Source organism: Methyloceanibacter sp. (assembly GCF_049590335.1).
Classification (GTDB): Bacteria; Pseudomonadota; Alphaproteobacteria; order Rhizobiales; family Methyloligellaceae; genus Methyloceanibacter.
The window spans coordinates 1-24,073 of sequence record NZ_JBAWCQ010000128.1; the positions used below are offsets into that span (position 1 = coordinate 1).

A 24,073-nucleotide genomic window follows, 5' to 3' on the forward strand; every position below is an offset into this window, starting at 1 on the left:
CCGCTAACCCGCGGAAACTACGGGACTAATTCGAAACTTATGAGAACCTTATTTTGTCGTTCAATATCAACGACTTAGTCGTGGCGGAGAGAGAGGGATTCGAACCCTCGAGACGGTTACCCGCCTACACGCGTTCCAGGCGTGCGCCTTCAACCACTCGGCCACCTCTCCATCAGTGCGCTGAATGCGAAGCGCCGCACTATAGCGAAGCGCGTTTCTCGTTCAAGCGAGCGAAAGTGGCTTTCGCACGCCAAAAGCTGCGCGTTTGAAAGCGCCCATTTGAACCCGCCAGACGGATCGCGTATCTAATCGGAAACTCTTCGGCCCTTTTGGGCCCTCTCGGACCTTTCTGGAGCCCTCGCACCGATGCGCTTTGTATTGCGAACTCTCGGGATCTGGCTGCTTCTGCTGGCCATGGTCGCCGCTGTCGTCGATGCCACGAAGAGCCTTGCGGGCGGCGGGGCTTGGGCGGTGACGCCACTTGGCGAGCAATGGCGCCAGCTCTTCCCCGAAATGCTGGACGGGTTCCGGCAATGGGTAATCAGCACCGTGGGCAATTGGCTTTGGGACCCGATCCTGCTGTCGATCCTTGCGGCACCGACCTGGGTCGTATTCGGCATCCTCGGCGTGTTCCTGTATTGGCTGGGACAGAAGCGCAAGGACGTCGAGGTCTTCATCAACTAGCGCTGATGTGATGGGCGGATCCGCTGAATTCCGCAACTGGAGCCCCCATGTTTGGTTTCATGCGCAAATCTATCTCGATTCCCACTGCCAAGGACGCCATGACCGGCCGTGATCTGCCGATCCCGACCGCGCCCGCTCATTTCGTGACTAGCGCCCCCTTGAAAGGTCCCTACCCGGAAGGGGCCGAAATGGCGGTGTTCGGGCTCGGCTGCTTCTGGGGCGCGGAGCGGAAATTCTGGCACCTGCCGGGCGTGCTGGTGACGGCTGTGGGCTATGCAGGCGGGCCGACACCCAACCCCACCTATGACGAGGTGTGCACCGGGCGGACCGGGCACACCGAGGTCGTACTCGTGGTCTTCGACCCCGGCACGATTAGCTATGACGCCCTTCTGAAGACGTTCTGGGAGAGCCACAACCCTACCCAAGGGATGCGCCAAGGCAACGACGTGGGAACACAGTACCGCTCGGCGATCTATACGTTCTCCGAGCGCCAGGCCGAGGCAGCACAGCTTTCGAAGACCTCGTATGACGCCGCATTGAAGGCACAAGGCATGGGTCGCATCACCACCGAGATCGCTTCGGCCCCGCCCTTCTACTTCGCGGAAGCCTACCACCAGCAATATCTGGCTAAGAACCCGGACGGCTATTGTGGGCTCGGCGGCACGGGCGTTTCGTGTCCCATCGGCACCGGGGTTGGCGCGTAAAATCTAGCTCCGGATGAAGCCGACAATGTCCTTGGTCATTGCCAGGATCGGGTCGGCCACATCGTGGGCGCGCTTGGCGCCATCGGCGAGAATGCGGTCGATCTCGACCGGATCCGACAGCAGACTGCGCATCTCATCGCCAATAGGCGCGAGCTTCTCGGTGGCGAGTTCCACCAACGCACCCTTGAAGGTAGAAAACTCGCCGTTGCCGTAGTCGGCCAGAACGGCATCTTTGCCGATCCCTGCAAGCGCCGCGTAGATGCCGACGAGATTGTCGGCCTCAGGCCGCGCTTTCAGCCCTTCGACCTCGGAGGGTAGCGGCTCGGGGTCGGTCTTCGCCTTTCTGATCTTCTTGGCGATCGTGTCCCGGTCGTCGGTCATGTTGATGCGGCTGAGATCGGATGGGTCTGACTTCGACATCTTTTTCGTGCCGTCGCGGAAACTCATCACCCGCGTGGCGGGGCCGGCGATCAGCGGCTCAGGCGGAGGAAAGAAACCTTCCGGGTAGCCAGCACGTTCGATGGTCTTGGCGAAGTCGTTGTTGAACTTCTGGGCGATGTCGCGCGCAAGCTCGATGTGCTGCTTCTGGTCCTCGCCCACCGGCACATGCGTGGCGTGATAGAGCAGGACATCGGCGGCCATCAGATTGGGATAGACGTAAAGTCCAGCCGAGGCCTTCTCGCGGTCCTTGCCCGCCTTCTCCTTGAACTGGGTCATGCGGTTGAGCCAGCCGATCCGGGCGACGCAATTCAAGATCCAGGCGAGTTCGGCGTGACCCGAGACCTGGCTCTGATTGAAAATGGCGCTGCGGGACGGATCGATGCCGGCGGCGATATAGGCCGCCGTGACCTCCCGCGTATTGTGGGTCAGTTCGTCCGGGTCCTGGAACACGGTAATGGCGTGCAGGTCCACCACGCAGAACAGGCAGTCGTGATCCGCCTGCATCTCCACGAAGCGTTTGATCGCGCCGAGATAGTTTCCGAGATGGAGATTGCCGGTCGGCTGGACCCCGGAGAAAACGCGAGTCGTGTGCTTTGGTGTGCCTTGCATGTCCTGTCCCTAAACCACGCGGGGTTATGGCGTGGGGCCGGCGCGCACGCAAGGCTAGTCTGATCCCACTAGCCGATAGACTCGTCCAGAGCCCGGATCTGATCGGCAATCTCGACGACACGCTGGGCCATGCCGAAGTGAAGGCGCTCAACCATCTGACCCTCGACAACGATGACACCCTTCTTTTCGTTCTCTGGTAGACCGAACGCATCGATGACCTTGCGCGACCATTCGACTTCCTCGTCGCTAGGTGAAAAGATTTCGTTGCAAGGGCCCACTTGGCTCGGATGGATCAGCGTCTTGCCATCCATCCCGAGAATCCGGCCTTTCTCGCATTCGTCGCGGAACCCCTCCACATCGCGGAAGTCATTGTAGACGCCATCAATGATGTCGAGCTTGTAGGCCCGCGCGGCGGCCAAAGTCATGGCGAGCCACGGCACCACGGCTAAACGGTCGTGCAGCGCGCGGGCGCGCGACTCTTTGATGAGGTCGTTAGTGCCCATGATGAGGCAGTCGAGCCGGTTATCGTCGTAGACCGCCCTTGCGGCAATGGTGCGGGCATTGAGGATCGCCATGGGCGTTTCCATCATGGCCCAGAGCCGCACGTTCTCAGGCGCATGCACGCTTTGCAGCAGCTTGGCGGCAGAGATGATATCGCCAGAGTGAATGACTTTTGGGATCAGGATCGCGTCGGGCGCGGCGTCGCAGGCCGCGATGATGTCCGCCGCGCCCCAGGGAGTCTCCAGCGCGTTCACGCGGATCACCACTTCGCGGCCGCCATAGCCGCCGTCCGTCACAGCGGCGCAAACCTGCTCCCGGGCCATGACCTTGTCGTCGGGCGCGACGGCGTCTTCCAGATCGAAGATCAGCGCATCGGCCGAGAGTGTCTTGGCCTTTTGCAGAGCCCGGGCGTTGGAGCCCGGCATATAAAGCACGCTGCGGCGTGGACGACCTTGCATTCGATACCCCCCGATAAGATTACAAGACGATATTGCGGCGCAACATACCGGAGAAAGACCAGCGCGCAAACGGGTTCCTCGTCCAAAATCAGCGCCCTAGTAGGTCGTTGATGAAGGTTCGTGGCTTCACGGCACCCGAGACCGTACCGACCCCGAAATAGAGCGCGACACCCATTGCGATCAGGGCGGTCAGTGAGGCGGCCTGCACAAGGAGCCCGTAGGCCGGATCGAAGTAGGGCCACAGCACACCAGCGAGCCACCAGAGGCCAAGCCCCATGGCCGCGCTGGCGAGGACAATGCCGCGGAAGGCTCTCCGGAATGCATCGTCCAGCACGAACTCGCCACGCCCGCGCAAGGCGAAGGCCAGGAGTACGACATTGATCCAGCCAACCAGGCTCGTGGCCATGGCAATGCCCGGCGGACCGACCAGGACGAACAGCAGGGGGCTCAGGATCGCATTCGCGACCAACGCCAGCCCTGAATAGAGCATGGGCGTTTTCGTGTCTTCGCGCGCGAAGAAGCTCGGCTGCAGGACCTTGACCACTACATAAGCGGGCAGGCCGAACGAAAGCGCGGCGAGCATCGCGGCCGACGCTTGGGCGTCCCTCGCCGTAAAGGCGCCGCGTTCGAAGAGGACGCGTATGATGGGTTCGGCGCAGACGTATAGCGAGACGGCGGCAGGCAGGGTCATCAACAGCGAAAATTCCAGCGCGCGATTCTCGCTGTCGGCGACGGCATGCGCGTCGCCGGACCGGAGCTTGTGGCTTAGGTCGGGCAGCAGCACCACGCTGACTGCGACACCGATGAGACCGAGCGGCAACTGGAAGATGCGATCCGCGTAGTAGAGCCACGACACAACACGATCTTCGAGGCTCGCGACGATGGTGGCGATCACAATGGAGATCTGTGCCACGCCCCCCGCGATGATCCCCGGGATGGCCAGGTGAACGAGCCGCTTCATGTCGGGGGTCCATTGGGGTCGTTCCAGCTTGAGCCGTAGACCCGTCCGAACCGCGGCAAAAACGACAATTGCGACCTGCAGAAATCCGGAGATGGCGACACCCCAGGCCATGGCCACGCCGGCGACCTGATGGGCGCCGTGCCCGGTCGCAATGAGCACCAGCAGCACGGCGATCAGAACGAAGTTCAGAACGCTCGGGGCGAAGGCCGCGGCGGCAAATTTCCCGAGCGTGTTGAGAAGGCCGGTATAGAGCGCGACCCACGACATAAAGATGAGGTAGGGCATCGCGATGCGGACCAGCAAAACAGTGAGACGAAACTTGTCTGGGTTCTCCGCGAAGCCCGGCGCCAGCAACATGACAAGCCAGGGTGCGGCGATCTCCGCCAGCACGACAAATGCGATCAGGGCTGCCGTCAGGCCCGCTAGCGCGTGACCCGCGTACACCCGGGCGGCTTCCTCACCCGCCTCATGGAGCTTCTTTGTATAGAGCGGAATGAAGGCAGCGTTGAATGCCCCTTCCGCAAAGATGCGGCGGAACATGTTCGGTACGCGGAGCGCGACGAAGAAGGCATCCGAGATGGCCGACGCACCGAGGACGGCCGCGATCAGAATATCCCGGACGAACCCGAGCAGACGGCTGATGACGGTCATCCCGCCGACAGTGGCAAATCCTCGATAGAGCTTCATGGATACTGCGCCATCGAGTTGGGCATCTTACAAGCGGGAAACACGGAGGGTCACGATACCTCCAGCTCCGGCTCTTGCGTTTCCACCAGAACGCGGGTCAGGCGCTCGCGGATGAGTGCCTCGCGGCTCGAACTCCTGACCTTCTTGCCGGTGAGGTCGGTCACATAGAACACGTCCACCGCCTTCTCGCCAAAGGTCGCAATATGCGCCGACGCGATATCGAGATTGAGATCCGATATCTCGCGCGTGACTTCATAGAGCAGGCCGGGCCGGTCGAGAGCGTTGATCTCGACCACCGTCAGCGCGTCGGACAGCGTGTTGTCGATAATCACCTGCGGCTCGACGGAGAAGGCAGACAGGCGCGAAGCGCTGAGGACCTTGGCCTTGATTACTTCAACCACATCGATTTCGCCCCTGAGCATGCGCTCGATCGACACCGCGATCTTGCGGGCACGCCGCTCCTCGTCCTCGGCGTGGTCGAACTCGCGCTCGAGATGGATCGTGTCGAGCGCCATACCGTCCCGGGTGGTTGAAATCTGCGCGTCGGCGATATTGGCGCCGGCGCCCGTACAGGCGCCCGCGACCATGGCAAGCAGCCAAGGATGGTTCGGCGCGAGCAGCGTGAGCTGCGTGACGCCGCGGAACGCGTCGGTCGAGATATTCGTGACGATAATGCTGCTCTGCTCTTCGGCGTCACGCATCAGCCGCGCGTGCTCCATAATGACGTCGAGATCGGTACGCAGCCAATAGGCCGGATAATGCCTGTCCATGAAGCGGTCCAGATCTTCTTGCGGCCAGTCGGCCAGGCGCTCGCGCAGTTCTCCTTGGGCGCGCTGCATACGCTGGGACCGCGTGAGTTCGGTATGGCCGCCGCCCAGCAACGGCTCGACCTCATAATAGAGAGTCCGCAAGAGCTGCCCCTTCCAGCCCGTCCACGTTCCGGGCCCGACCGCGCAGATGTCGCACACAGTGAGGATGAGGAGCAGTTTGAGCCGCTCCCGGCTCTGCACAATCTCGGCGAAGTCCCGGATGGTCTTCGGGTCGTTGAGGTCTCGGCTTTGCGCGAACAGGCTCATGGTCAGGTGCTGCTCGATCAGCCAGGATACCGTCTCGGTTTCGGACGGCGACAGACCCAAACGCGGACAGAGCTCCCGCGCGATCCGCGCACCGGCGATGGAGTGATCCTCGTCACGCCCCTTGGCTACGTCGTGAAGCAGCGCGGTGACATAGAGCGCGCGGCGATTGTCGATGGTGTTGATGACCTCGTTCGCGAGCGGGTGCTCGGCCGCAAATTTTCCGCGCTCGATGGCATCGAGATGGCCCACGGTGCGAACCAGGTGCTCGTTGACCGTGAAGTGATGATACATGTTGAACTGCATCATCGACACGACCCGACCCCACTCCGGAATGAACCGGCCGAGCACGCCGGCCTCGGTCATCTTGCGCAATGCGGCCTCGGGATCGCGCGCCGATGTGAGCAGTTTGAGGAACAACCTATTGGCGGTCGGATCCTGGCGCAGATCTTCGTCGATGAGACGGAAGTTCGCGCGGATCTGGCGCAACACCGAAGGAGACAGCGCCGCCTGGCTTTCGTCCGCCACGACGAAAAGGCGAATGAAGTTGACCGGGTCGGTCTTGAACGCGTCCTTGGCGACCGTCGAGATGCGGCCGTTCTCGATCCGGAAGTCGGATGTGCGGCGCAGCTTGGCCCGCCGGCGCCAATCGAACGGTGCCAGAAGCGTATCGAGCGACGGGACGGATTTCAGTTGCTTCAGTTCGAGCGCGCTGCAAACGATCCGCGTAAGCTGACCGACCTCCAACGCGATCATGAAGTAGTGCTTCATGAACCGTTCGACGCCGCTGAGGCCCGCATGCGCACGGTAACCGAGCCGGTCGGCCATTGCGCGTTGTAGATCGAAGCTCAGCCGGTCTTCCTCCCGGTCGGTGAGAAAATGCAAGTGGCACCGGACCGTCCAAAGGAAGAACTCGCAGCGGCGGAAGCTGGCATATTCGCCGGACGTGAATACGCCTGCTTCGACGAACTCCTCCTCAGCCTGGTCGGGATAGATGTGCTTGGCAAGCCAATGCAGCGTGTGCAGGTCGCGCAAGCCCCCGGTGCCTTCCTTGATGTTAGGTTCAACGAGATAGCGCGAAGCGCCCGTGCGCGAATGGCGAGCATGCTGTTCGGCCAGCTTCGCCTCGATAAATGCGCGCGCGTCCACGTCCAGCACTTCGCGCCGGAACCGATGCAGAAACTCGGCGAATAGTTTTTCGTCGCCGAGGATGAACCGCGCGTCGAGCAGGGCCGTGCGGATGGTCATATCGGCTCTGCTCAGTCGCAAGCATTGGCTGATCGTGCGCGCCGCATGTCCCACGGTGAACCCAAGGTCCCACAGGAGATAGAGGATGTACTCCGCAACGCTCTCTCCCCAGGCGGTCTGCTTATAGGGAAGCAGAAACAGCAGGTCGATGTCGGAACCCGGCGCCAGCAAACTGCGTCCGTATCCGCCTTGCGCGACCACGGCCATGCGTTCGGACGTAGACGGATTCTCGGCCCGGTAGACGTGGCGCGTGGTGAAATCGTAGCCGAGACGAATCAATTCGTCCTGGAAAGCGGATAGGCCGGCCGCGCAGGCACGCCCGTCCCCATCGTCTTCCAGTTGCGCCTTGGCAAACGCCCGGGCCTGATCAACGTAAGGCTTCAGGAACTCGACCAGCGCCGCGCGCATTTGCGTATCTTGGCCCGCATGGGCCCGCGCAAGTTCGGCAGTTTGTTCGCGCAACAAGTCGAAGTCGAAATAGGGAGGCGTTCTTACAACCGCTTGGTCCATCGGGTCAGACCTTACCACATCCGTACTTTAGGCATCGTCTTCTACCAGAGCTTTCAAGCGATAGAGCGCCTCGATAGCCTCTTTCGGCGTCATCCCGTCGGGACTGTAGCTTCTGAGCGCCTCTTTGAGCTTCGATGGCGAAGTCTCCGGGCGCGGAGCGGCGGCAGCCTGAAACAGGGGCAGGTCCCCTGCAAGGTCCGCAGGCTTCGGACGCCCATCGGCCTTCTCAAGTTCCGCGAGGACAGCGCCCGCACGATCGAGGACGGACGCCGGAAGTCCGGCGAGCTTGGCCACATGGATGCCATAGGAGCGGTCGGCGGCGCCCATCTTCACGCGATACAGAAACACGATCTCTTCGCGCCATTCCTTGACCTCGACAGTTGCGTTGGCCACATGCGGCAGCCGGTCGGCGAGCGCCGTCAGCTCGTGATAGTGCGTGGCGAACAGGACCCGCGATCGATTGACCTCATGCAGATATTCGAGCGCGGCCCAGGCGATGGACAAACCGTCGAACGTCGCCGTGCCCCGCCCAATCTCGTCGAGGACCACGAAGGAGCGGGGCGTCGCCTGGTTTAGGATGGCAGCGGTTTCGACCATCTCGACCATGAAGGTGGAGCGCCCGCGCGCAAGGTCGTCTGCCGCCCCCACGCGACTGAAAAGCCTGTCGACCAGGCCGATATGAGCGGCCTTGGCCGGCACGAACGCCCCGGCCTGTGCCAAAACCACGATCAGGGCATTCTGGCGCAGGAACGTCGATTTGCCGCCCATGTTGGGACCCGTGACCAAAAGCGCGCTCGGGGCATCGTTGCCGTCGTCCACGCCGCCGCAAAGGTTGCAGTCGTTGCCAATGAAGTCGGCGCTCTGCTCACGCCGCAAGGTCTGCTCCACCATCGGGTGGCGGCCTTCCTCGATTGCGAAGACGGCACTGTCATCCACGCGCGGCCGCACGTGTCGCTGCTCCACGGCGAGCTCAGCAAGCCCTGCGTACGAATCGAGTTCGGCAAGCGCGGCGCTGGCCGAAGACAGAGAACGCTCCGCGTCCATCACTTCGCCCGTGAGCTTGGCAAAAACCTCCAGCTCGAGCGCCAGCGCGCGTTCCGCCGCGGAGGTAATGCGCGATTCGAGCTCGGCAAGTTCTGTGGTCGAAAACCGCACCGCATTCGCCAGGGTCTGGCGATGAATGAACTTCTCCGTATGGGGCGTTGCCATCAGGGTCGGTGCGTGCAGCGCCGTGACCTCCACGAAATAGCCCAGCACATTGTTGTGCCTTACCTTCAGCGACTTTATGCCCGCCGCCTCCGCATAGGTGGCCTGAAGCCCGGCAATGACCTTGCGGCTGCCGTCGCGCAAGGCACGCAGCTCGTCGAGATCGGAATCGAATCCGGACCGCACGAAACCCCCATCGCGGGTATTGACGGGCAGATCGTCGGCCAGCGCCGCGGACAACGATGCGGCCACCTCTGACGGCGCTTGCGCCAAGCGTTCGGCGATGCCCATCAGTTCGCGCGGCAACCCCAACGCCTCCCCTGCGCCCAAGAGCCGGACCGCAAGTTCATGCGCCGCCCCGATTGCGGCGTTGACCGCGCCGAGATCGCGCGGCGTGCCTCGGCCGAAGGCAAGACGCGCCAAAGCGCGGGCCAGGTCCGGTGCGGTCTTCAGTGCGTCCCGCAAGTCCTGGCGCAGACGCGGCTCGTCGGCGAGATAGCCCACAGCGTCGAGCCGGGCGTTGACCATGGCTCCATCGGTCAACGGGCTCGAAAGACGGTTCGTCAATTCGCGCGCGCCGGCCGCCGTGACCGTCCGGTCGATCGCGGCCAGGAGACTGCCCGCCCGGGTCCCCTGGTTCGAGCGTACAAGCTCGAGATTGACCCGCGTCGCCGCATCGATCAGCAGAAGCCGATCCGCACTCTCTTTGCGCGGCGGGCGCAAGAGCGGCGCGCGCCCCACCTGGGTGAGCTCCACATAGGTAAGGAGACCGGCAAGCGCCGCGAGCTCCGCGCGAGAGAAGTCGCCGAATGCGTCGAGTGCGGCGACGCCAAGCCGGTCCTTCAAGGCCCGCTCGCCGCGGGTCGAGTCGAAATGCGCGCGCGGGCAGGACGTCAGCGCGGCGCCGGCATCCTTGACGAGATTGCGGATCGCGTCATCGTCCGCGAGGTCCTCGCCGGCGAGTAACTCGCCAGGCCTGATCCGGGCGAGTTCGCCAGGCAGGTCCGTAAGGCGGCACGTCGCCGCGATCAATTCGCCCGTGGAGATGTCGATCGAGGCCAAAGCGAAGCGAGGCTCCGCGGCCTCTCCGTGCGGCTCCCGGAACAGGGCCGTGAGGAAGTTGTGAGCGCGCGCATCGAGCAGCGACTCCTCGGTCAGCGTCCCGGGCGTTACCAGCCGCACCACGTCGCGCCGCACGACGGCCTTCGACCCGCGCTTCTTCGCCTCGGCAGGATCTTCGGTCTGCTCGCAGACTGCCACACGAAGTCCGAGTGAGATGAGCTTTTGCAGATAGTCGTCGGCGGCATGGACGGGTACGCCGCACATGGGGATGTCTTCGCCGAGATGTTTGCCGCGCTTGGTCAGCGCGATCCCGAGCGCGCGCGAGGCGACCGATGCGTCCTCGAAGAACATCTCGTAGAAGTCGCCCATGCGGTAGAATAGAAGACTGTCGGCGTTGGCGGCCTTGATCTCGAGGAATTGGGCCATCATCGGCGTGACGCCATCGGGGGCGCGCGACGGCGATCTCGTCTTCTCGTCCGCTGTGTCCGACTTCATGTCCGGTTTCGTGTCCGTCTTCATAATTACCCGTGACCGCGCGCCCAAGTGAGCCGGGCCACCACCTTTGGACTTAAGTCATCGAACCAAACGCCGCACAGCAAATCCTGAAATTGCTGATTGCGCGTGGCTTCAGTGACCACCGCGTCGATGACAGGATCGTCCTCGCTCGGGATCAGTTCTTCCAGCATACGCGCAGATAGGAATCCGAGCAGGTTGGGATTGTCTTCAATTTCAAGAACGGCTTTCACCAGCGGCAGTGCCCTCGAGGGCTCTTTCGCGGTCAGCTCGTGCTGATGATCGTAGAGGTCATACCAATGCTGGTCCCACTCTATCTCAATATCGGACCTCGACGTAATCGCCACCCATTTCGCCGCGAGCTCTCTAACCGGCAGCTTTTCGAAGTCAATCGGCTCCGACACCCTGCGGGCCTTCTCCTCCCAGGCGCGGTACGCCGGCCCGTCACAGATTGCGAGGAGCCGCTGTGCCAGGCCCTTGTCTTCGACTATCCCATTTTCGATTACGGCCACCTTACCGCCCAAGAGCCAGCATAGGCGCGGGCGCCGCAAGGCCACCTCCTGCAGGAGGGGCGTGGCCGTGGCGGCATGAAAGACCGAGAGCTGACCCAACGGCTTTCCCTTGGCCAACAGCATGAGGATTTCGTCGTTCGGCTCGACGCGAAGCGCCGCTTCGATGAAGACGACACCGCGTTTCGGATCGTCATGAGAAAGACGATCGAAATGGGTGACGAAGGCAAACACGCCGGGCGAGCGATCCCTGAATTTAATCTTGTAGATTTCCCGCCAGGCATGCACCCAGTCGGTCAGGGGCATGGCATGGATCCGGACGGCGTCCTCAGAGCCGGGCGCGGGATCGACCGAGCAACCCGAGGCGTCACAATAGCCGAGAACTTCGTCGCACCAGCCCATTGCAGGGTCCTAGCTTTTCGCCATCTGCCGCACAAGGGCGCCCCGGGGGACAGTTGGGGAAAGGGCTTCCCGCGCCTTTCCACGTCCTCTAGGGTGCGCGACTTCAAAGCCATTTATCAGGAGAGCCGCTATCACTCGCCCCTCGAAACGCGCGCCCGACGCGCTGCGCCCCGTGAGCCTGGAACGCGCGACCTCGCGCTATGCCGAGGGCTCCTGCCTCGTCCGCTTCGGCGAAACCCATGTCTTGTGCACAGCTTCGGTTGCGGAAAACGTACCGCCTTGGCTCAAGGGATCTGGACGCGGCTGGGTCACGGCGGAGTATGGCATGCTCCCGCGCGCCACCCATGACCGAATGCGCCGCGAGGCGGCGGCCGGCAAACAGTCGGGCCGCACTCAGGAAATTCAGCGTCTGATCGGCCGTTCTTTGCGGGCGGTGAGCAATCTTTCAGGCCTCGCCGAGAAGCAAATCGTCATCGACTGTGACGTGCTGCAGGCCGACGGCGGCACGCGCACCGCCTCGATTACCGGGGCCTGGGTGGCGTTGCACGACGCGCTAGCCTGGATGGAGGCGCGCAATATGGTCAAAAGCGGTGTCCTGAGCGATCACGTGGCGGCAATCTCTTGCGGCCTCTATGGCGGCGAGGCCGTGCTCGATCTCGATTACGCCGAGGATTCCGAAGCCGATGCGGACGCGAATTTCGTGATCACCGGCAAAGGCGGCATCGTGGAGGTCCAAGGAACGGCCGAGACCGACCCGTTCAGCCAGGAGCAATTCGATGCACTGATGGGGCTCGCGCGCGGCGGTATCGCCGACCTCGTCGAACTTCAGAAGATGACCATTGGCTGAGGGGACAGCGATGCTAGGACCTGACGCGCTCCATCGCGGTTCGAAACTTGTGATCGCCAGCCACAACGAGGGCAAGGTGCGCGAGCTCGGCGAGTTGTTCACGCCCTACGGCATCGACTGCGTCTCGGCGGGGAGCCTGGATCTGGCCGAGCCGGAGGAGACCGGCGACACGTTCGAGGCCAACGCGCTCTTGAAAGCCCATGCGGCCGCGGCCGGATCGGGCATGATGGCCTTGGCCGACGATTCCGGCCTCGAAGTTGAGGCGCTCGGCGGCGATCCAGGCATTCATTCGGCGCGCTGGGGCGGACCCAAAAAGGATTTCGCTTATGCCATGCAGCGTGTGCACGAGGCGTTGGACGCCACCGGCGGCGGCTTCAATCGGGCCAATTTCACGTGTGCCCTCGCGCTTGCCGCACCCAATGGTGACGATACCGTTTTCGCCGGCCGCGTCTTTGGGCACATTCAATGGCCGCCGCGCGGAGGCCGCGGGTTCGGCTACGACCCGATCTTCGTGCCGGAAGGGTATCAGGAAACATTCGGCGAAATGGATCCGGCGCTCAAGAACGACCTGTCTCACCGCATGCGCGCCTTCGAACTATTGATGGCAGCGAACTATGCCGAAAATGGAAGCACAGCCTAAGGGCATGTCCGACGCAGCACCGTTTGGCGTCTACGTGCATTGGCCGTTCTGCGCGGCCAAGTGCCCCTATTGCGACTTCAACTCCCACGTTCGCTATGGCGGCATCGACAAGGCGCGGTTCCTCGCGGCCTATCTTGCCGAACTCGCCCATTTTGCGGAAGCCTCACCCGGTCGCACGGTAACAAGCGTCTTTTTCGGCGGCGGCACGCCCTCGCTCATGGCGCCGCAGGTTACGGGCGCGATCCTCGAAGCCATCGCCGGCCATTGGACCCTCGATGAGGACGCGGAGATCACGCTCGAAGCCAATCCCACCAGCGTGGAGGCGGAGAACTTCAAAGGCTATGCCGCCGCCGGCGTCAATCGCCTCTCGCTCGGGATTCAGGCGTTAGACGATGCAAGTTTGAAGTCTCTCGGCCGTCTGCATACGGCCGCCGAAGCGCTGGCCGCCTTGACGCTGGCGCGAGATTGCTTCGAACGGATTTCCTTCGACCTGATCTATGCGCGCGAAGGACAATCGCTGGATGCCTGGACGGGCGAACTCACCCGCGCGCTCGGCTTTGCCGCTGATCACCTGTCCCTGTACCAACTCACCATCGAGGACGGCACGCCCTTCGCCGCGCTGCACGAGGCCGGACGCTTACGCGTGCCGGAAAGCGAGGCGGCGCGGGCGATGTATCTTGCAACGCAAGAGCTGTGCGACGCTGCGGGTCTTTCGGCCTACGAGATTTCGAACCACGCCATCCCTGGATCCGAATCCCGTCACAACCTCGTTTACTGGCGCGGGTACGACTATGCCGGTATCGGCGCGGGTGCCCATGCGCGCATCACACAGGATGGCACGAAGCGAGCACTCTCGACCTTGCGCCTACCGGAAGATTGGCTCGCACAGGTGGAGGTACGCGGTCATGGCATCGTCAGCGACGAACCATTACGGGCGCGCGAAACGGCGGAGGAGTATCTGCTGATGGCGCTGCGGCTGGTCGAAGGCATGGACCTTTCACGATTCACAGCGCTCCGCGGCGAACCCCTCGACGAGACGCGCCTTGACGCGCTCATCGCCGAAGGACTGCTCACCCGGAACGGCGCCCGGCTTACCGCGACACCATCGGGGCGGCTGGTGCTGGAACGGCTCATTCTTGAACTTGCTGCCTGAGGACCGGGTGCGGTCAAATGTGGATCCGCATAACGTCTCAAGCGCTGAACAACAAGGGCAACGAGAGCGAACCCCGTGCAAGACGACGGCACCATAGAGGCCAATGCGAGAACAGTGGCGCGTGCGGGCGAGAAGCTCGCCGAGCTCTTGGAGCGTCCGCTCGCGGCCGGGCTTTACCTCGTGGCCACGCCCATCGGCAATCTCGGCGACATCTCGCTGCGGACGCTCGCCGTGCTCACCCGCGCGCCACTCATCGCCGCCGAGGACACGCGGCACTCCCGGAAACTGCTGTCGCACTACAACATCCACGCGGAGCTGACGCCTTATCACGAGCACAATGCGACGCGTGAACTCCCGAAGCTGCTGGCGCGGATCGAGGCCGGCTACGCGGTGGCGCTGATTTCGGATGCCGGCACGCCACTGGTATCGGATCCGGGCTATAAGCTTGTGCGCGAGGCGCTCGACGCGGGGCTCATGGTCACAAGTATTCCCGGTCCGTCGGCGGCACTCGCGGCTCTGACGAGTGCGGGTCTGGAAACTGATACCTTCCTCTTCGGCGGATTCCTGCCGCCCAAATCCGGGCAGCGCCAGACACGCCTTGCGGCTTTGCGCGAAACCCAAGCGACGCTCATTTTCTTCGAAACCGCGCCTCGCCTTGCCAAAAGCCTTGAAGACATGACGGCATTGCTGGGGCCGCGCGAGGCGGTCGTCGCGCGAGAACTCACTAAGCTTCACGAAACGCTGCATCGCGGCACGCTCGAAACGCTGACAACCGAGATCGAGAGTCAACCGGTCAAGGGGGAAGTGGTGGTCGTGATCGCGCCGCCAAGCGCGGATGACGTGGAAGTGGACGACGCGTGCCTTCTCGCCGACCTGGAAGCCGCGCTCAAGACCATGAGCTTCCGCGATGCCGTGCACGCGGTGACGGAAGCACGCAGCGTGAAGCGCGCGCGTGTCTACCAGCTCGGCCTTTCCTTGACGAAGCGCGGCGAGTAATGAGCCGGGCCCGCAAGCGCGCCTAGCGCAACGGCGTTATGGCGGAGACCCTCGCCGCATGGCTTTACCGCTTCGAGTGCTATCGCATCGTGGCGCGCCGCCATCGCTCGCCGTGGGCGATAGCGACCCCGTCGCCACGAAGGGCGAACAGCTTGCCTTCGTGGAGGTGAAGCGCCGGAAGACGCAGGATAAAGCCGCGCTCGCTGTGACGGCGAAACAAAAGCGCCGGATCGTGCGCGCGGCCCAACACTGGATCGCCAGCCATCCGGGCTTCGTTGGTCACTCAATGGCTTTCGACGTGGTGCTGTGGACGGCTTGGGCTCTGCCGCGCCACGTGGAGAAAGCGTTTCCCGTTTAGGGTGTACGCGAGGGTGCCGCGGCGGCGCTTGAAAAGGACACCCTCAGCGCGCAAGTTCCGCGTCAACTCTCCAGCTTCGGCCCTCAGACCTGACAGGACAAAATGGCTCTCAAAGTCGCCTTCCAAATGGACCCGATCGAGCTCGTCGATATCAACGGGGATTCGACCTTCGCGCTTCTGCTGGAGGCCCAGCGGCGCGGCCATGACGTATTCTACTACACCCCGGCCGCTCTCTCCCTGAAGGACGGCAGGCTGATAGCCCATGGCCACAGCCTCACGGTCGAGGACAAGCCTGGCGATCATTACCGGCTGGCACACCCGCGCAACGTGGACCTTGCGGACTTCGACGTGGTGCAGCTCCGCCAGGACCCGCCCTTCGACATGGCCTATATCACCACGACCCATCTGCTGGAGCGCCTTCAGCCGGGCACGCTCGTGGTCAACGATCCCGCGTCGGTCCGCAACGCGCCGGAGAAAGTCTTCGTGCTCGACTTTCTCGATTTCATGCCGCCGACGCTGGTGACCCGCGCGCCGGATGAGATCCGCGCCTTTCGCGACGAACACAAAGACATCGTGGTGAAACCGCTCTACGGCAACGGCGGCGCGGCAATCTTTCGCATCGCCGAGGGCGACACCAACCTAAACTCGCTCATCGAACTGCTCGGCCAGACTTTCCGCGAGCCGATCATGGTGCAGCGCTATCTGCCGGATGTGCGTGCGGGCGACAAGCGCATCATTCTCGTCGACGGCGGAGTGGCCGGCGCGATCAACCGGGTGCCGGCGGCAGACGAAACGCGCTCGAACCTGCATGTGGGCGGCACGGCCAAAGCCACCACGCTGACGGCACGCGAGGAAGAGATCTGTGGGCGGCTTGGCCCGGAGCTGAAGAAGCGCGGGCTGATCTTCACAGGAATCGACGTGATCGGCGACTATCTCACCGAGATCAACGTAACCTCGCCCACCGGCATCCGCGAGGTGAAGGACTTCGGCGGCAACGACATCGCCGCCATGATCTGGGACGCAATCGAGAAGAAAGTCGTGGCGCCCTAACACGCCCAGGCTCGGTCTTCATGGCACGAGAGACACGCGATCATACCCGATCGCGCAGGCTGAGAGTACTGGCCGACCTCGATGGGGCGGACATCGTCTCGCGGATCCACATTGCCGAGGCGCTCAGCTATCGCGGCGAGGCCTTGCGCCGGGCGAAAGTGGCGGTTTAGGGCGCTTTTTGGCCGGTCCCAACCCTCTCAAGAGTTTCTCAAACTTTCTCTGCCATGCTCGTTGTCAATGAAAAGCCAGGGCAAATGCTCGGCATATAACCAGGCGTCAAAACAGTGCAGTATACAAATTGGCAGAGCTTCGGCGCTGACAGCGCCGGCGGTGCACGTGCATCCATCCCCATCGCGGGTCTCGCGCTGCTGCTAATCGGGTTGTCCCTTTTTAGCCCGGCGGGGGCGGTCGTGTTCACGCTCACACCGATGCTGCTGGGCGTCGCCCTCCTGGTGATAGCCATGCGCTGGGATTCGGGACGGAGACACCAACAGCTGGAATCGCTTGCCGCCGGCTTCGATTCAGGTCTCGAATCGATCAAGGACCTGCAATGGGAGATCCGTGAGCGTGAGGCGCACTATCGCGACCTGCTCGATCACCAGAACGATGTGATTGCCCGCCGCGATGCCGACGGGATGTTGTCCTTCGTCAATGACGCGTTCTGCAAGACGTTCGGCGTCGAGCGGCGCTCGGTGCTCGGCCTGCCCTTGTCGCTGCCGATCCTCGACAGCGACGCGACACAAGGCACAGCACAACACGGCGGCATGCGCGACACGCGTGTGATCGAACTTTCGACCACGGCGGGGCCGCGCTGGTTCGTCTGGGAGGACTCTCCCCTGCCAAGCGAGGACGGCGGCCCTTGCGAGATCCAAAGCATCGGACGCGACGTCACCGAACAACGGGCGGCCGAACTGGACCTGGCGCAGGCTCGCGACCAGGCCATGACCGCAAACCAGGCCAAATCGCGATTCCTCGCCTCCATGAGCCATGAAATCCGTACGCCGATGAAGGGCATTCTCGGCATGACAAGCCTCATGCTCGACACCAAGCTCTCACCAGAACAAATGACCTATGCGCGCGCCATCGCGACGTCTGCGAACACGCTTCTGAGCCTCATCGACGAAGTCCTAGACTTCTCGAAAATCGAAGCCGGCAAGACGGACTTACGCCCGGCGCAATTCGATCTCAGCGAGACGACGCAGGGCGTCGTCGAGCTTCTCGGTCCCCGCGCCCGCGACAAGGGGCTGGAGATAGGCTGGTTCATCGCACCCGATCTGCCGCGGACGGTGGTCGGCGACGAAACGCGGATCCGCCAGGTTCTGATGAACCTCGTCGGCAACGCGATCAAGTTCACCGAGCGGGGGGGCGTCGCTCTAACCGCAAGGCGCGTAACAAACTCTTCGGATCGTGCGTGCGCGATCGTGCGTTTCGATGTGACGGACACAGGCCCCGGCGTCCCCACGCAGGCCATGGAACGCATCTTCGCCGAATTCGAACAGGCCGATCAGGGGCCGGCCCGCCGCCATGGCGGCACGGGGCTGGGCCTTGCGATCTCCAAGCGCCTGGTGCAGGCGATGGGCGGTCAGATCCGGGTTACCAGCCAGCCGGGCGCGGGCACGACCTTTACCGTAGAACTCCCTTTGGAGACACCGGCCAACACGCCGGCTCTGCGCGCTGCGTGGCCGAAGCCGAACCAGGACGACCGGGTTCTGATCTTGCTCGACGGTCGTATGGAGGCCGGGGTCATCAGCGACCTCATCACGAGCATGGGGGCCTCGGCCACCTGCGTCTCCGCGGACGATGCCTTGCGTGTGGCACAAGGCGCCGCCGACGAAGGCACCCCCTACACTGCGCTGCTCACCGACACGGCGAACGCCCACAAGGGCGCCCGCCAGCTCCTCCCGTTCCTGGCACGCGCCCCGGAACGGCCCGCCCCGCGCGCGGTCGTCACCATCGACCCGGGCGAACGCGACGTCTATGCGGCGCTGGCGGCGCAAGGTTTCAGCGCCTATCTCATACGCCCTGTCCGGCCTGTATCGACGCTCACGCAACTCTTCGCACCGCGCCAAACTCCTTGGCAAACCGTGACCTGGCTCAAAGGGTCCTACTCTGCCGGGGCGCGTGCGCGCCCCGCGGCCGGGCTTACGGTCCTGCTCGCCGAGGACAACGACATCAACGCGCTGCTCGCGCGCACGGTGCTTGAGAAGGCGGGAGCCGCCGTAACCCACGCGCTGGACGGCGGCGAGGCGATAGCAAGAGCCAAGGACGCGCTCGATACCGGGCAAGGGTTCGATCTCGTGCTGATGGATATGCACATGCCGGACCTGGACGGGATCGAATCAGCGGCCCGTATTCGGGCTCTATATGACGAGGGTGCGGAGCCGGGCGCCGGACGGCCGCCGATCGTTGCGGTGACGGCCAGTGCCCTTGCCGAGGACCGGGCGGCGTATCTCAACGCAGGACTTGACGATTATCTCGCGAAACCGTTTGAAAAGAGTGACTTGAAAGGCCTCATCGCGCGCTGGCTGGGCAAGGGGCCATACGCCGGGGCGGGCGCGGCATAGGCGGCAAGCGACCCATCGCCCCTAGCCCCGTTTTCCACCGCCTGTCACATAGGGTTCGAATTGTTTTGCTAACCCGCTTCTCATGTGGCCGAATCGGGGTTGCCGAAAGGTCCTGCGATCTGTCGAGTGCTACTTGAGGCCTCGCGGTACGTTCCCTAAGATTATCAGGTGGGCTCAACCATGCTGACAAAGATGAGTCCGGGACGCTTTGCAGAAAAGTTTCTGGTTGCGGCCAAATTCCCCGACTTGAATTTCCGGCCGGGTGCCCCCGGCACGTTACCCTTCATGGGCCGCGGCCGTGCCCTTTCCGGTGGGCTGCGCGGACGATCTCAGTCTCCACACATTTACGGCCGGATGGGCTCTCTTGAGGTGCAGCTCGCACGCAAAAAGAGCGAGATCCGCCGCGCCCAGCGCCTCCGCTACAAAGTTTTCTACGAAGAGATGGCCGCAACGCCCAGCGCGCTGGCGATGCTGTCGCGGCGCGACGAAGACGCGTTCGACCCTATCTTCGACCATCTTCTTGTGGTGGACCATGGCGACCCCAACAAGAAGGGCTGGCGGCGTCCCAAAGTGGTCGGTACCTATCGTGTGCTGCGCCAGGATATCGCCGACGAGCACCGCGGGTTCTATACCCAAGGCGAATACGACATCGAACCTCTGATTCAGTCCAAGCCCGGCTGCAATTTTATGGAGCTTGGCCGGTCGTGCGTGTTGAAGCCGTACCGCAATCGCCGGACTTTGGAGCTTTTGTGGCACGGTGTTTGGTCCTATGTCCGCCAGCACGGCGGCGAGGCCATGATCGGCTGCGCGAGCTTCCCCGGGGTGAACCCTGCCGAGCACGCCATGGCGCTCAGCTTTCTGCATCACGCGGCCCGGGCCCCCGAGGAGTGGCTCGTGCGTTCGCACGAGCATCTGCGGGTCGAAATGAATATGATGCCGAAGGAAGCGGTGAATATGCGCGCGGCGCTCAAAACCATGCCGCCTCTGATCAAGGGCTATCTCCGGCTCGGCGCCTATATCGGCGACGGCGCGGTGATCGACCGCCAGTTCGGCACGACCGACGTGTTTGTCGTTATGCCGGTCCAGCACATCAATTCGCGCTATTTTGCCCATTTCGGCGCGCCGGACGAGCTTTCGTCGCCCGTCTCTTCCCAATTTGGGCCGCTGAACTGAGCCCTCGACCGGGCCCGGCGAACTGAGCCGCCCCGAACGCGCGGTCGTAACTCCGTTTGACGCCGTGTGGAGCGCTTCCTAAGTTTCCCGTCATGGGTCACACAGACGTCAAAGGCGCCAAAGTCGCAGCCGACGCCGCTGCAGGATTGCGCCAACTCAACGTGCGTTCGCGCGAGATCTTCAGGCGGATCGTCGAGACATATTTGGAGACGGGCGAGCCCGTCGGCTCGCGCAATCTGAGCCGCGCGCTTCCCATGACGCTGTCGCCGGCATCGGTCCGCAATGTCATGTCCGATCTCGAAGGGCTGGGCCTGATCTATGCGCCCCACACGAGCGCCGGCCGCCTACCGACCCAGACAGGCTTGCGGCTCTTCGTAGACGGCCTGCTTGAGATTGGCGACGTGTCGGAGGCCGAACGCAACGAAATCGAAGCCCGCATGGTCACACGCGGCCGTCGTCGCGGGGTCGAGGACTTTCTTGCCGAGGCCGGCGAGATGCTGTCGGGCTTGTCGCGCTGCGCGGGCGTGGTGCTGGCCGAAAAACAGAGCAAGACGCTACGTCACGTCGAGTTTGTCAATCTCGGCCAGGGCCAAGCGCTGGCGGTTCTCGTGGGCGAAGACGGCGACGTCGAGAACCGTATCGTGACGCTGCCGCAAGGCTTGCCCCCGTCTTCGCTGAACGAAGCGACGAACTACATGAACGCGCGGATCGCTGGCATGACGCTGGAAGAGGCGCGCAGGCGCGTCGAAACGGAGATCGAAGAGCGGCGCGCCCAGCTCGATGTACTCACCGCTCAAGTGGTCACCGACGGCCTCGCCACCTGGTCAGGCGAGGCGGACGACCGGCAAAGCCTGATCGTGTGCGGCCACGCGCATCTCCTCGAGGACATCACGGCGATGGAGGACCTGGAGCGGGTCCGGCTCTTGTTCGAGGATCTGGATGCGAAGAAGGGCCTGATCCAGCTGCTCGGTCTCGCCGAGCGCGCCGAGGGCGTGCGGATCTTCATCGGTTCGGAGAACAATTTGTTCTCGCTGTCCGGATCGGCCCTCATCGTTTCGCCGTTTGAAGACACCGAGCAGAAGATCGTCGGTGTGCTCGGGGTTATCGGGCCCACTCGGCTGAACTACGCCCGTATCATTCCGATGGTCGATTACACGGCGCGGCTTCTGGGGCGGCTCGCCCCGTAACATGCGGGCAACCCGAACTCCGCCCGGCCGCCAAGTGGGAGCGCTAAGCCGCACCTGTTGCGTTGTCCCTTGATTTTTAATCTTGCCCGGTCGATATCCGTGGCTCTTCCGATCAATTCTGACCCCCGAGACATTCGATGCCGGACGAACCTTCCGATCCAAGCTTTAACGACGATCCGCAGGCGAAACAGGCTTCGCCGGAGACGGCGTCCGATCCGGACACCGGCGCCGACGTCGCGAGTGACCTCAAGGCCCTGCTGACGGAGAATGCTGATATGCGCGACAAGCTGTTGCGCACCATGGCCGATATGGAGAATCTGCGCCGCCGTACCGAGCGCGAAAAGGTAGACACGTCGCGCTACGCCATTTCCAATTTCGCGCGCGACGTTCTCACCATCGGCGACAATCTACGCCGCGTGATCGAGCATGTTCCGGCCGATGAGGCCGCGAACGACCCGGCACTCGAGAGCTTTTTAGAGGGCGTCGAGCTGACGGAGCGCGAACTGCTCAAGATGATGGAGAAGCACGGCGTGACGAAGCTCGAGCCGCTAGGCGAGCGCTTCGATCCCAATCAGCAGCAGGCCATGTACGAAGTCCCGACCACCGATGTCCCCGAGGGCACCGTGGTGCAGGTGATGCAAGCGGGGTTCTCCATCGGCGACCGGGTACTCAGACCCGCGCTTGTCGCTGTGTCCAAAGGTGGTCCCAAACAGGCACCGGCGTCCAAAGCAGCGCCTCAGGAGGCACCGGGATTCGGTCCGGGTGGCGCGGCCAACGACGACGCGCCGGGCAAGGACTAAGCCGCCACGCGGCTTGGCCGGAACCCAGCTACGCCGGAAGCGATCTAAGGCGGATCCCGTCTAAGCCGGTTTAGTGACGCGGCGGAGCGTGAGGTTGAAGCGCCCGCCCTCCTCCAGAAGGCTGCTTGATTCGGCAAGCACCCGATCGATGCCGTGATAGGCGAGCCGGTCCGAGCCGCCCAAAACCACCACATCCCCGGATTGGAGTTCGAGCGTTCGCGTCGGCCTTTTCCGAGTGGTTCCGCCCACGCGGAAGATCGCCGTATCGCCCAGCGAGACAGAGAGTACGGGCGCGGCGAAGTCCTCCTCGTCGCGATCCTGATGCAGCCCCATCTTGGCCGCGCCTCCATAGTAGTTGATTAGACAAGCTTCGGGCAGATGCGGGTAGTCGGCGAGCTCGGCCCATAGGGCCAGAAGGCGTTGGGGAATTGCCGGCCACGGTGCGCCGGTCTCGGGATGGCTGGCCTGGTACCGGTAGCCGCGCGCCTTGTCCGTGACCCACCCCACCGAACCGGCATTGGTCATCCAAACCGACATGGGCGTGCCCGAACGGGGCATGGTTGGAACGAACAGGGGCGCGTGGCCGATAATCCTGCGGATGTCGCCCAGAAGCGCGGCTTGGGCCGTCGGGTCCAATTTCTTTGGGAAATATTGCACGCGTTATTTGCCCCCGGGGCCCTCTCGCCTAGGGTCGCACTCTACCGCTTACAGGCACCGGCGGAAGTGCGTTTCCAGGGAAGTATCTGATGAGCAAAGCGATGGCGGCCAATACCGACGGATACATCCACAGCCGCGACGAACTGGAGCACGCGCGGTTGCGGGAGCAGGGTGAGATGTGGCGCGGAGCGTCAGAGGCTCTGCTCGACGATATCGGGCTCGCGCCCGGCATGTCCTGCCTCGAGTTGGGCTCCGGACCCGGCTCGGTCATGCGGCTCATGGCGGACCGGGTCGGCGAATCGGGCACCGTCACCAGGCTTGAGATCGACAGCAGCCTCGGGCGGCAGGCGCCGCCGGATTTGAATGCGGAAGGCGGCGCGGCAGTTCATCACGTCGAGGCGGATGTCCCGACGACTGGCACCCTGGCGGGAGCGCCCTTCGACCTTGACCTATTGCCGCTTCTTTCTGATGCATATGCCCGACCCCGTCGCCATTCTCGAGAAAATGTATCGCTGGACGAGGCCGGGTGGCGTGGTCGCGGCGCAGGAATTCGACTTCGGTTCCATGACCATCGAGCCGATTTGTCCGTCCATGACCGAGTTCTGCCGCCTCTTCGTGGGCGCTTTTTGCGGCCATGGCCGCAACATGCGGGCCGGGCGCCAGCTGCCTGCCCAATTCGAAGCCGCCAATCTCGGCGTCCCCGACGGCACGCGGGCGGAGGTCAAATTCATCCCTTTGAGTGGCATGGCGGCAACGTTAACCGGCGTTTACCAGGGACTTTTCGCCTCCGCTATGGAACTTGGAATCGCTGACGACACCCGCGCGGAGGCCTTCAAAACCGAAGTTTTGGAGGCCACTGCCGACGGCCGTTAGTGCTGCTTGACCCCAATCCTCGTTGGCGCGTGGAGGCGCCTAACGTGACAACCAGCGCCGCCTGCCGAATGCGATCCGTCTTCTCCTTGCGGGCCATAGGGTTGACACCTATATAACCGCGGGACACCGCGTGATTTTCCGCTGCGGGGCGCTGCGAAACAATTGGGGACCGGATCGCGCCGCCTCGAGCGAGGCTAGGCGCGTCAT

21 protein-coding genes, 1 tRNA gene and 1 pseudogene are annotated in these 24,073 nt (G+C 63.3%); 15 read left to right on the forward strand and 8 right to left on the reverse strand.

Going from position 1 to position 24,073, the window contains the following annotated elements; genetic code table 11:
• Positions 1-81 precede the first annotated feature (81 nt).
• Positions 82-171: transfer RNA gene (locus WBQ77_RS10290), tRNA-Ser, on the reverse strand.
• Positions 172-366: 195 nt separating this feature from the next.
• Here WBQ77_RS10290 and WBQ77_RS10295 point away from each other — a divergent pair.
• Positions 367-684 (forward strand): hypothetical protein, encoded by a 318-nt coding sequence (locus WBQ77_RS10295; protein WP_424042343.1) that lies wholly within the window; start codon positions 367-369, stop codon positions 682-684.
• A 47-nt stretch (positions 685-731) separates the two neighbouring features.
• Positions 732-1,388: a peptide-methionine (S)-S-oxide reductase MsrA gene (gene msrA, locus WBQ77_RS10300; protein ID WP_424060122.1), complete on the forward strand. Its 657-nt coding sequence runs from the start codon at positions 732-734 to the stop codon at positions 1,386-1,388.
• A gap of 3 nt (positions 1,389-1,391) precedes the next feature.
• On the opposite strand, the gene trpS is transcribed toward msrA, so the two are convergent.
• The 6 genes from trpS to WBQ77_RS10330 form a co-directional block, all read right to left on the reverse strand.
• Complete coding sequence (gene trpS / locus WBQ77_RS10305; RefSeq protein ID WP_424042339.1) at positions 1,392-2,438, reverse strand: tryptophan--tRNA ligase; 1,047 nt, start codon at positions 2,436-2,438, stop codon at positions 1,392-1,394.
• Between the two features lie 68 nt (positions 2,439-2,506).
• Positions 2,507-3,397, reverse strand: a complete 891-nt coding sequence (locus tag WBQ77_RS10310; protein WP_424042337.1) for an HpcH/HpaI aldolase/citrate lyase family protein — start codon at positions 3,395-3,397, stop codon at positions 2,507-2,509.
• 88 nt (positions 3,398-3,485) lie between these two features.
• Positions 3,486-5,045 (reverse strand): murein biosynthesis integral membrane protein MurJ, encoded by a 1,560-nt coding sequence (gene murJ / locus WBQ77_RS10315; protein WP_424042336.1) that lies wholly within the window; start codon positions 5,043-5,045, stop codon positions 3,486-3,488.
• A gap of 50 nt (positions 5,046-5,095) precedes the next feature.
• Complete coding sequence (locus WBQ77_RS10320) at positions 5,096-7,876, reverse strand: [protein-PII] uridylyltransferase (RefSeq protein ID WP_424060124.1); 2,781 nt, start codon at positions 7,874-7,876, stop codon at positions 5,096-5,098.
• Between the two features lie 27 nt (positions 7,877-7,903).
• Positions 7,904-10,639, reverse strand: coding sequence for a DNA mismatch repair protein MutS (gene mutS, locus WBQ77_RS10325; protein ID WP_424060126.1), 2,736 nt, complete (start codon positions 10,637-10,639; stop codon positions 7,904-7,906).
• 26 nt (positions 10,640-10,665) lie between these two features.
• Positions 10,666-11,568, reverse strand: a complete 903-nt coding sequence (locus WBQ77_RS10330) for a DUF6869 domain-containing protein (protein WP_424060128.1) — start codon at positions 11,566-11,568, stop codon at positions 10,666-10,668.
• A 130-nt stretch (positions 11,569-11,698) separates the two neighbouring features.
• On the opposite strand from WBQ77_RS10330, the gene rph reads away from it, so the two are divergent.
• The 11 genes from rph to grpE all read left to right on the forward strand — a co-directional run bounded on the left by rph (position 11,699) and on the right by grpE (position 22,336).
• A complete protein-coding gene (rph, locus tag WBQ77_RS10335) occupies positions 11,699-12,415 on the forward strand; it encodes a ribonuclease PH (RefSeq protein WP_424045494.1) in 717 nt (238 codons plus the stop codon).
• A gap of 10 nt (positions 12,416-12,425) precedes the next feature.
• Positions 12,426-13,055 carry an RdgB/HAM1 family non-canonical purine NTP pyrophosphatase gene (rdgB, locus tag WBQ77_RS10340; protein ID WP_424045487.1) on the forward strand — a complete coding sequence of 210 codons (630 nt, stop codon included), beginning with the start codon at positions 12,426-12,428 and terminating at the stop codon, positions 13,053-13,055.
• Between the two features lie 4 nt (positions 13,056-13,059).
• The gene (gene hemW, locus WBQ77_RS10345; RefSeq protein ID WP_424045488.1) at positions 13,060-14,208 is read left to right on the forward strand and encodes a radical SAM family heme chaperone HemW; all 1,149 of its coding nucleotides are present in this window, start codon (positions 13,060-13,062) and stop codon (positions 14,206-14,208) included.
• A 75-nt stretch (positions 14,209-14,283) separates the two neighbouring features.
• Positions 14,284-15,204 carry a 16S rRNA (cytidine(1402)-2'-O)-methyltransferase gene (rsmI, locus tag WBQ77_RS10350; protein ID WP_424045489.1) on the forward strand — a complete coding sequence of 307 codons (921 nt, stop codon included), beginning with the start codon at positions 14,284-14,286 and terminating at the stop codon, positions 15,202-15,204.
• Positions 15,205-15,262: 58 nt separating this feature from the next.
• Complete coding sequence (locus tag WBQ77_RS10355; protein ID WP_424045490.1) at positions 15,263-15,562, forward strand: YraN family protein; 300 nt, start codon at positions 15,263-15,265, stop codon at positions 15,560-15,562.
• A gap of 102 nt (positions 15,563-15,664) precedes the next feature.
• Positions 15,665-16,612, forward strand: coding sequence for a glutathione synthase (gene gshB, locus WBQ77_RS10360; protein ID WP_424045491.1), 948 nt, complete (start codon positions 15,665-15,667; stop codon positions 16,610-16,612).
• 20 nt (positions 16,613-16,632) lie between these two features.
• Positions 16,633-16,782 (forward strand): hypothetical protein, encoded by a 150-nt coding sequence (locus WBQ77_RS10365; protein ID WP_424045492.1) that lies wholly within the window; start codon positions 16,633-16,635, stop codon positions 16,780-16,782.
• Positions 16,783-16,896: 114 nt separating this feature from the next.
• Entirely contained in the window at positions 16,897-19,176 is a 2,280-nt protein-coding gene (locus WBQ77_RS10370; RefSeq protein WP_424060130.1) for an ATP-binding protein, read from the forward strand.
• Between the two features lie 180 nt (positions 19,177-19,356).
• On the forward strand, positions 19,357-20,349 hold the full coding sequence (locus WBQ77_RS10375) for a GNAT family N-acetyltransferase (protein ID WP_424060132.1): 993 nt from the start codon (positions 19,357-19,359) through the stop codon (positions 20,347-20,349).
• A gap of 92 nt (positions 20,350-20,441) precedes the next feature.
• On the forward strand, positions 20,442-21,536 hold the full coding sequence (gene hrcA, locus WBQ77_RS10380; protein ID WP_424041244.1) for a heat-inducible transcriptional repressor HrcA: 1,095 nt from the start codon (positions 20,442-20,444) through the stop codon (positions 21,534-21,536).
• A 137-nt stretch (positions 21,537-21,673) separates the two neighbouring features.
• Positions 21,674-22,336 (forward strand): nucleotide exchange factor GrpE, encoded by a 663-nt coding sequence (grpE, locus tag WBQ77_RS10385; protein WP_424060134.1) that lies wholly within the window; start codon positions 21,674-21,676, stop codon positions 22,334-22,336.
• Positions 22,337-22,396: 60 nt separating this feature from the next.
• Here grpE and WBQ77_RS10390 read toward each other — a convergent pair whose 3' ends face one another.
• Positions 22,397-22,993: an alpha-ketoglutarate-dependent dioxygenase AlkB family protein gene (locus WBQ77_RS10390; protein WP_424041247.1), complete on the reverse strand. Its 597-nt coding sequence runs from the start codon at positions 22,991-22,993 to the stop codon at positions 22,397-22,399.
• Between the two features lie 230 nt (positions 22,994-23,223).
• Here WBQ77_RS10390 and WBQ77_RS10395 point away from each other — a divergent pair.
• Both WBQ77_RS10395 and WBQ77_RS10400 read left to right on the forward strand, forming a co-directional pair.
• Positions 23,224-23,376: pseudogene (locus tag WBQ77_RS10395) on the forward strand (hypothetical protein); the annotation flags it as partial.
• Between the two features lie 19 nt (positions 23,377-23,395).
• On the forward strand, positions 23,396-23,866 hold the full coding sequence (locus WBQ77_RS10400; protein WP_424060136.1) for a hypothetical protein: 471 nt from the start codon (positions 23,396-23,398) through the stop codon (positions 23,864-23,866).
• The last annotated feature ends 207 nt before the right edge of the window (positions 23,867-24,073 follow it).

What these genes read in the sequence shown, in the direction of transcription:
- WBQ77_RS10310 (WP_424042337.1), bottom strand. Translation starts at nt 3,397, where the DNA reads ATGCAAGGTCGTCCACGCCGCAGCGTGCTTTATATGCCGGGCTCCAAC.
- msrA (WP_424060122.1), top strand. Translation starts at nt 732, where the DNA reads ATGTTTGGTTTCATGCGCAAATCTATCTCGATTCCCACTGCCAAGGAC.
- WBQ77_RS10400 (WP_424060136.1), top strand. Translation starts at nt 23,396, where the DNA reads ATGTCCCGACGACTGGCACCCTGGCGGGAGCGCCCTTCGACCTTGACC.
- WBQ77_RS10375 (WP_424060132.1), top strand. Translation starts at nt 19,357, where the DNA reads ATGCTGACAAAGATGAGTCCGGGACGCTTTGCAGAAAAGTTTCTGGTT.
- grpE (WP_424060134.1), top strand. Translation starts at nt 21,674, where the DNA reads ATGCCGGACGAACCTTCCGATCCAAGCTTTAACGACGATCCGCAGGCG.
- WBQ77_RS10330 (WP_424060128.1), bottom strand. Translation starts at nt 11,568, where the DNA reads ATGGGCTGGTGCGACGAAGTTCTCGGCTATTGTGACGCCTCGGGTTGC.
- gshB (WP_424045491.1), top strand. Translation starts at nt 15,665, where the DNA reads ATGGCTCTCAAAGTCGCCTTCCAAATGGACCCGATCGAGCTCGTCGAT.
- trpS (WP_424042339.1), bottom strand. Translation starts at nt 2,438, where the DNA reads ATGCAAGGCACACCAAAGCACACGACTCGCGTTTTCTCCGGGGTCCAG.
- hrcA (WP_424041244.1), top strand. Translation starts at nt 20,442, where the DNA reads ATGGGTCACACAGACGTCAAAGGCGCCAAAGTCGCAGCCGACGCCGCT.
- WBQ77_RS10320 (WP_424060124.1), bottom strand. Translation starts at nt 7,876, where the DNA reads ATGGACCAAGCGGTTGTAAGAACGCCTCCCTATTTCGACTTCGACTTG.
- hemW (WP_424045488.1), top strand. Translation starts at nt 13,060, where the DNA reads ATGTCCGACGCAGCACCGTTTGGCGTCTACGTGCATTGGCCGTTCTGC.
- WBQ77_RS10355 (WP_424045490.1), top strand. Translation starts at nt 15,263, where the DNA reads ATGGCTTTACCGCTTCGAGTGCTATCGCATCGTGGCGCGCCGCCATCG.
- rdgB (WP_424045487.1), top strand. Translation starts at nt 12,426, where the DNA reads ATGCTAGGACCTGACGCGCTCCATCGCGGTTCGAAACTTGTGATCGCC.
- WBQ77_RS10365 (WP_424045492.1), top strand. Translation starts at nt 16,633, where the DNA reads ATGGCACGAGAGACACGCGATCATACCCGATCGCGCAGGCTGAGAGTA.
- mutS (WP_424060126.1), bottom strand. Translation starts at nt 10,639, where the DNA reads ATGAAGTCGGACACAGCGGACGAGAAGACGAGATCGCCGTCGCGCGCC.
- WBQ77_RS10295 (WP_424042343.1), top strand. Translation starts at nt 367, where the DNA reads ATGCGCTTTGTATTGCGAACTCTCGGGATCTGGCTGCTTCTGCTGGCC.
- murJ (WP_424042336.1), bottom strand. Translation starts at nt 5,045, where the DNA reads ATGAAGCTCTATCGAGGATTTGCCACTGTCGGCGGGATGACCGTCATC.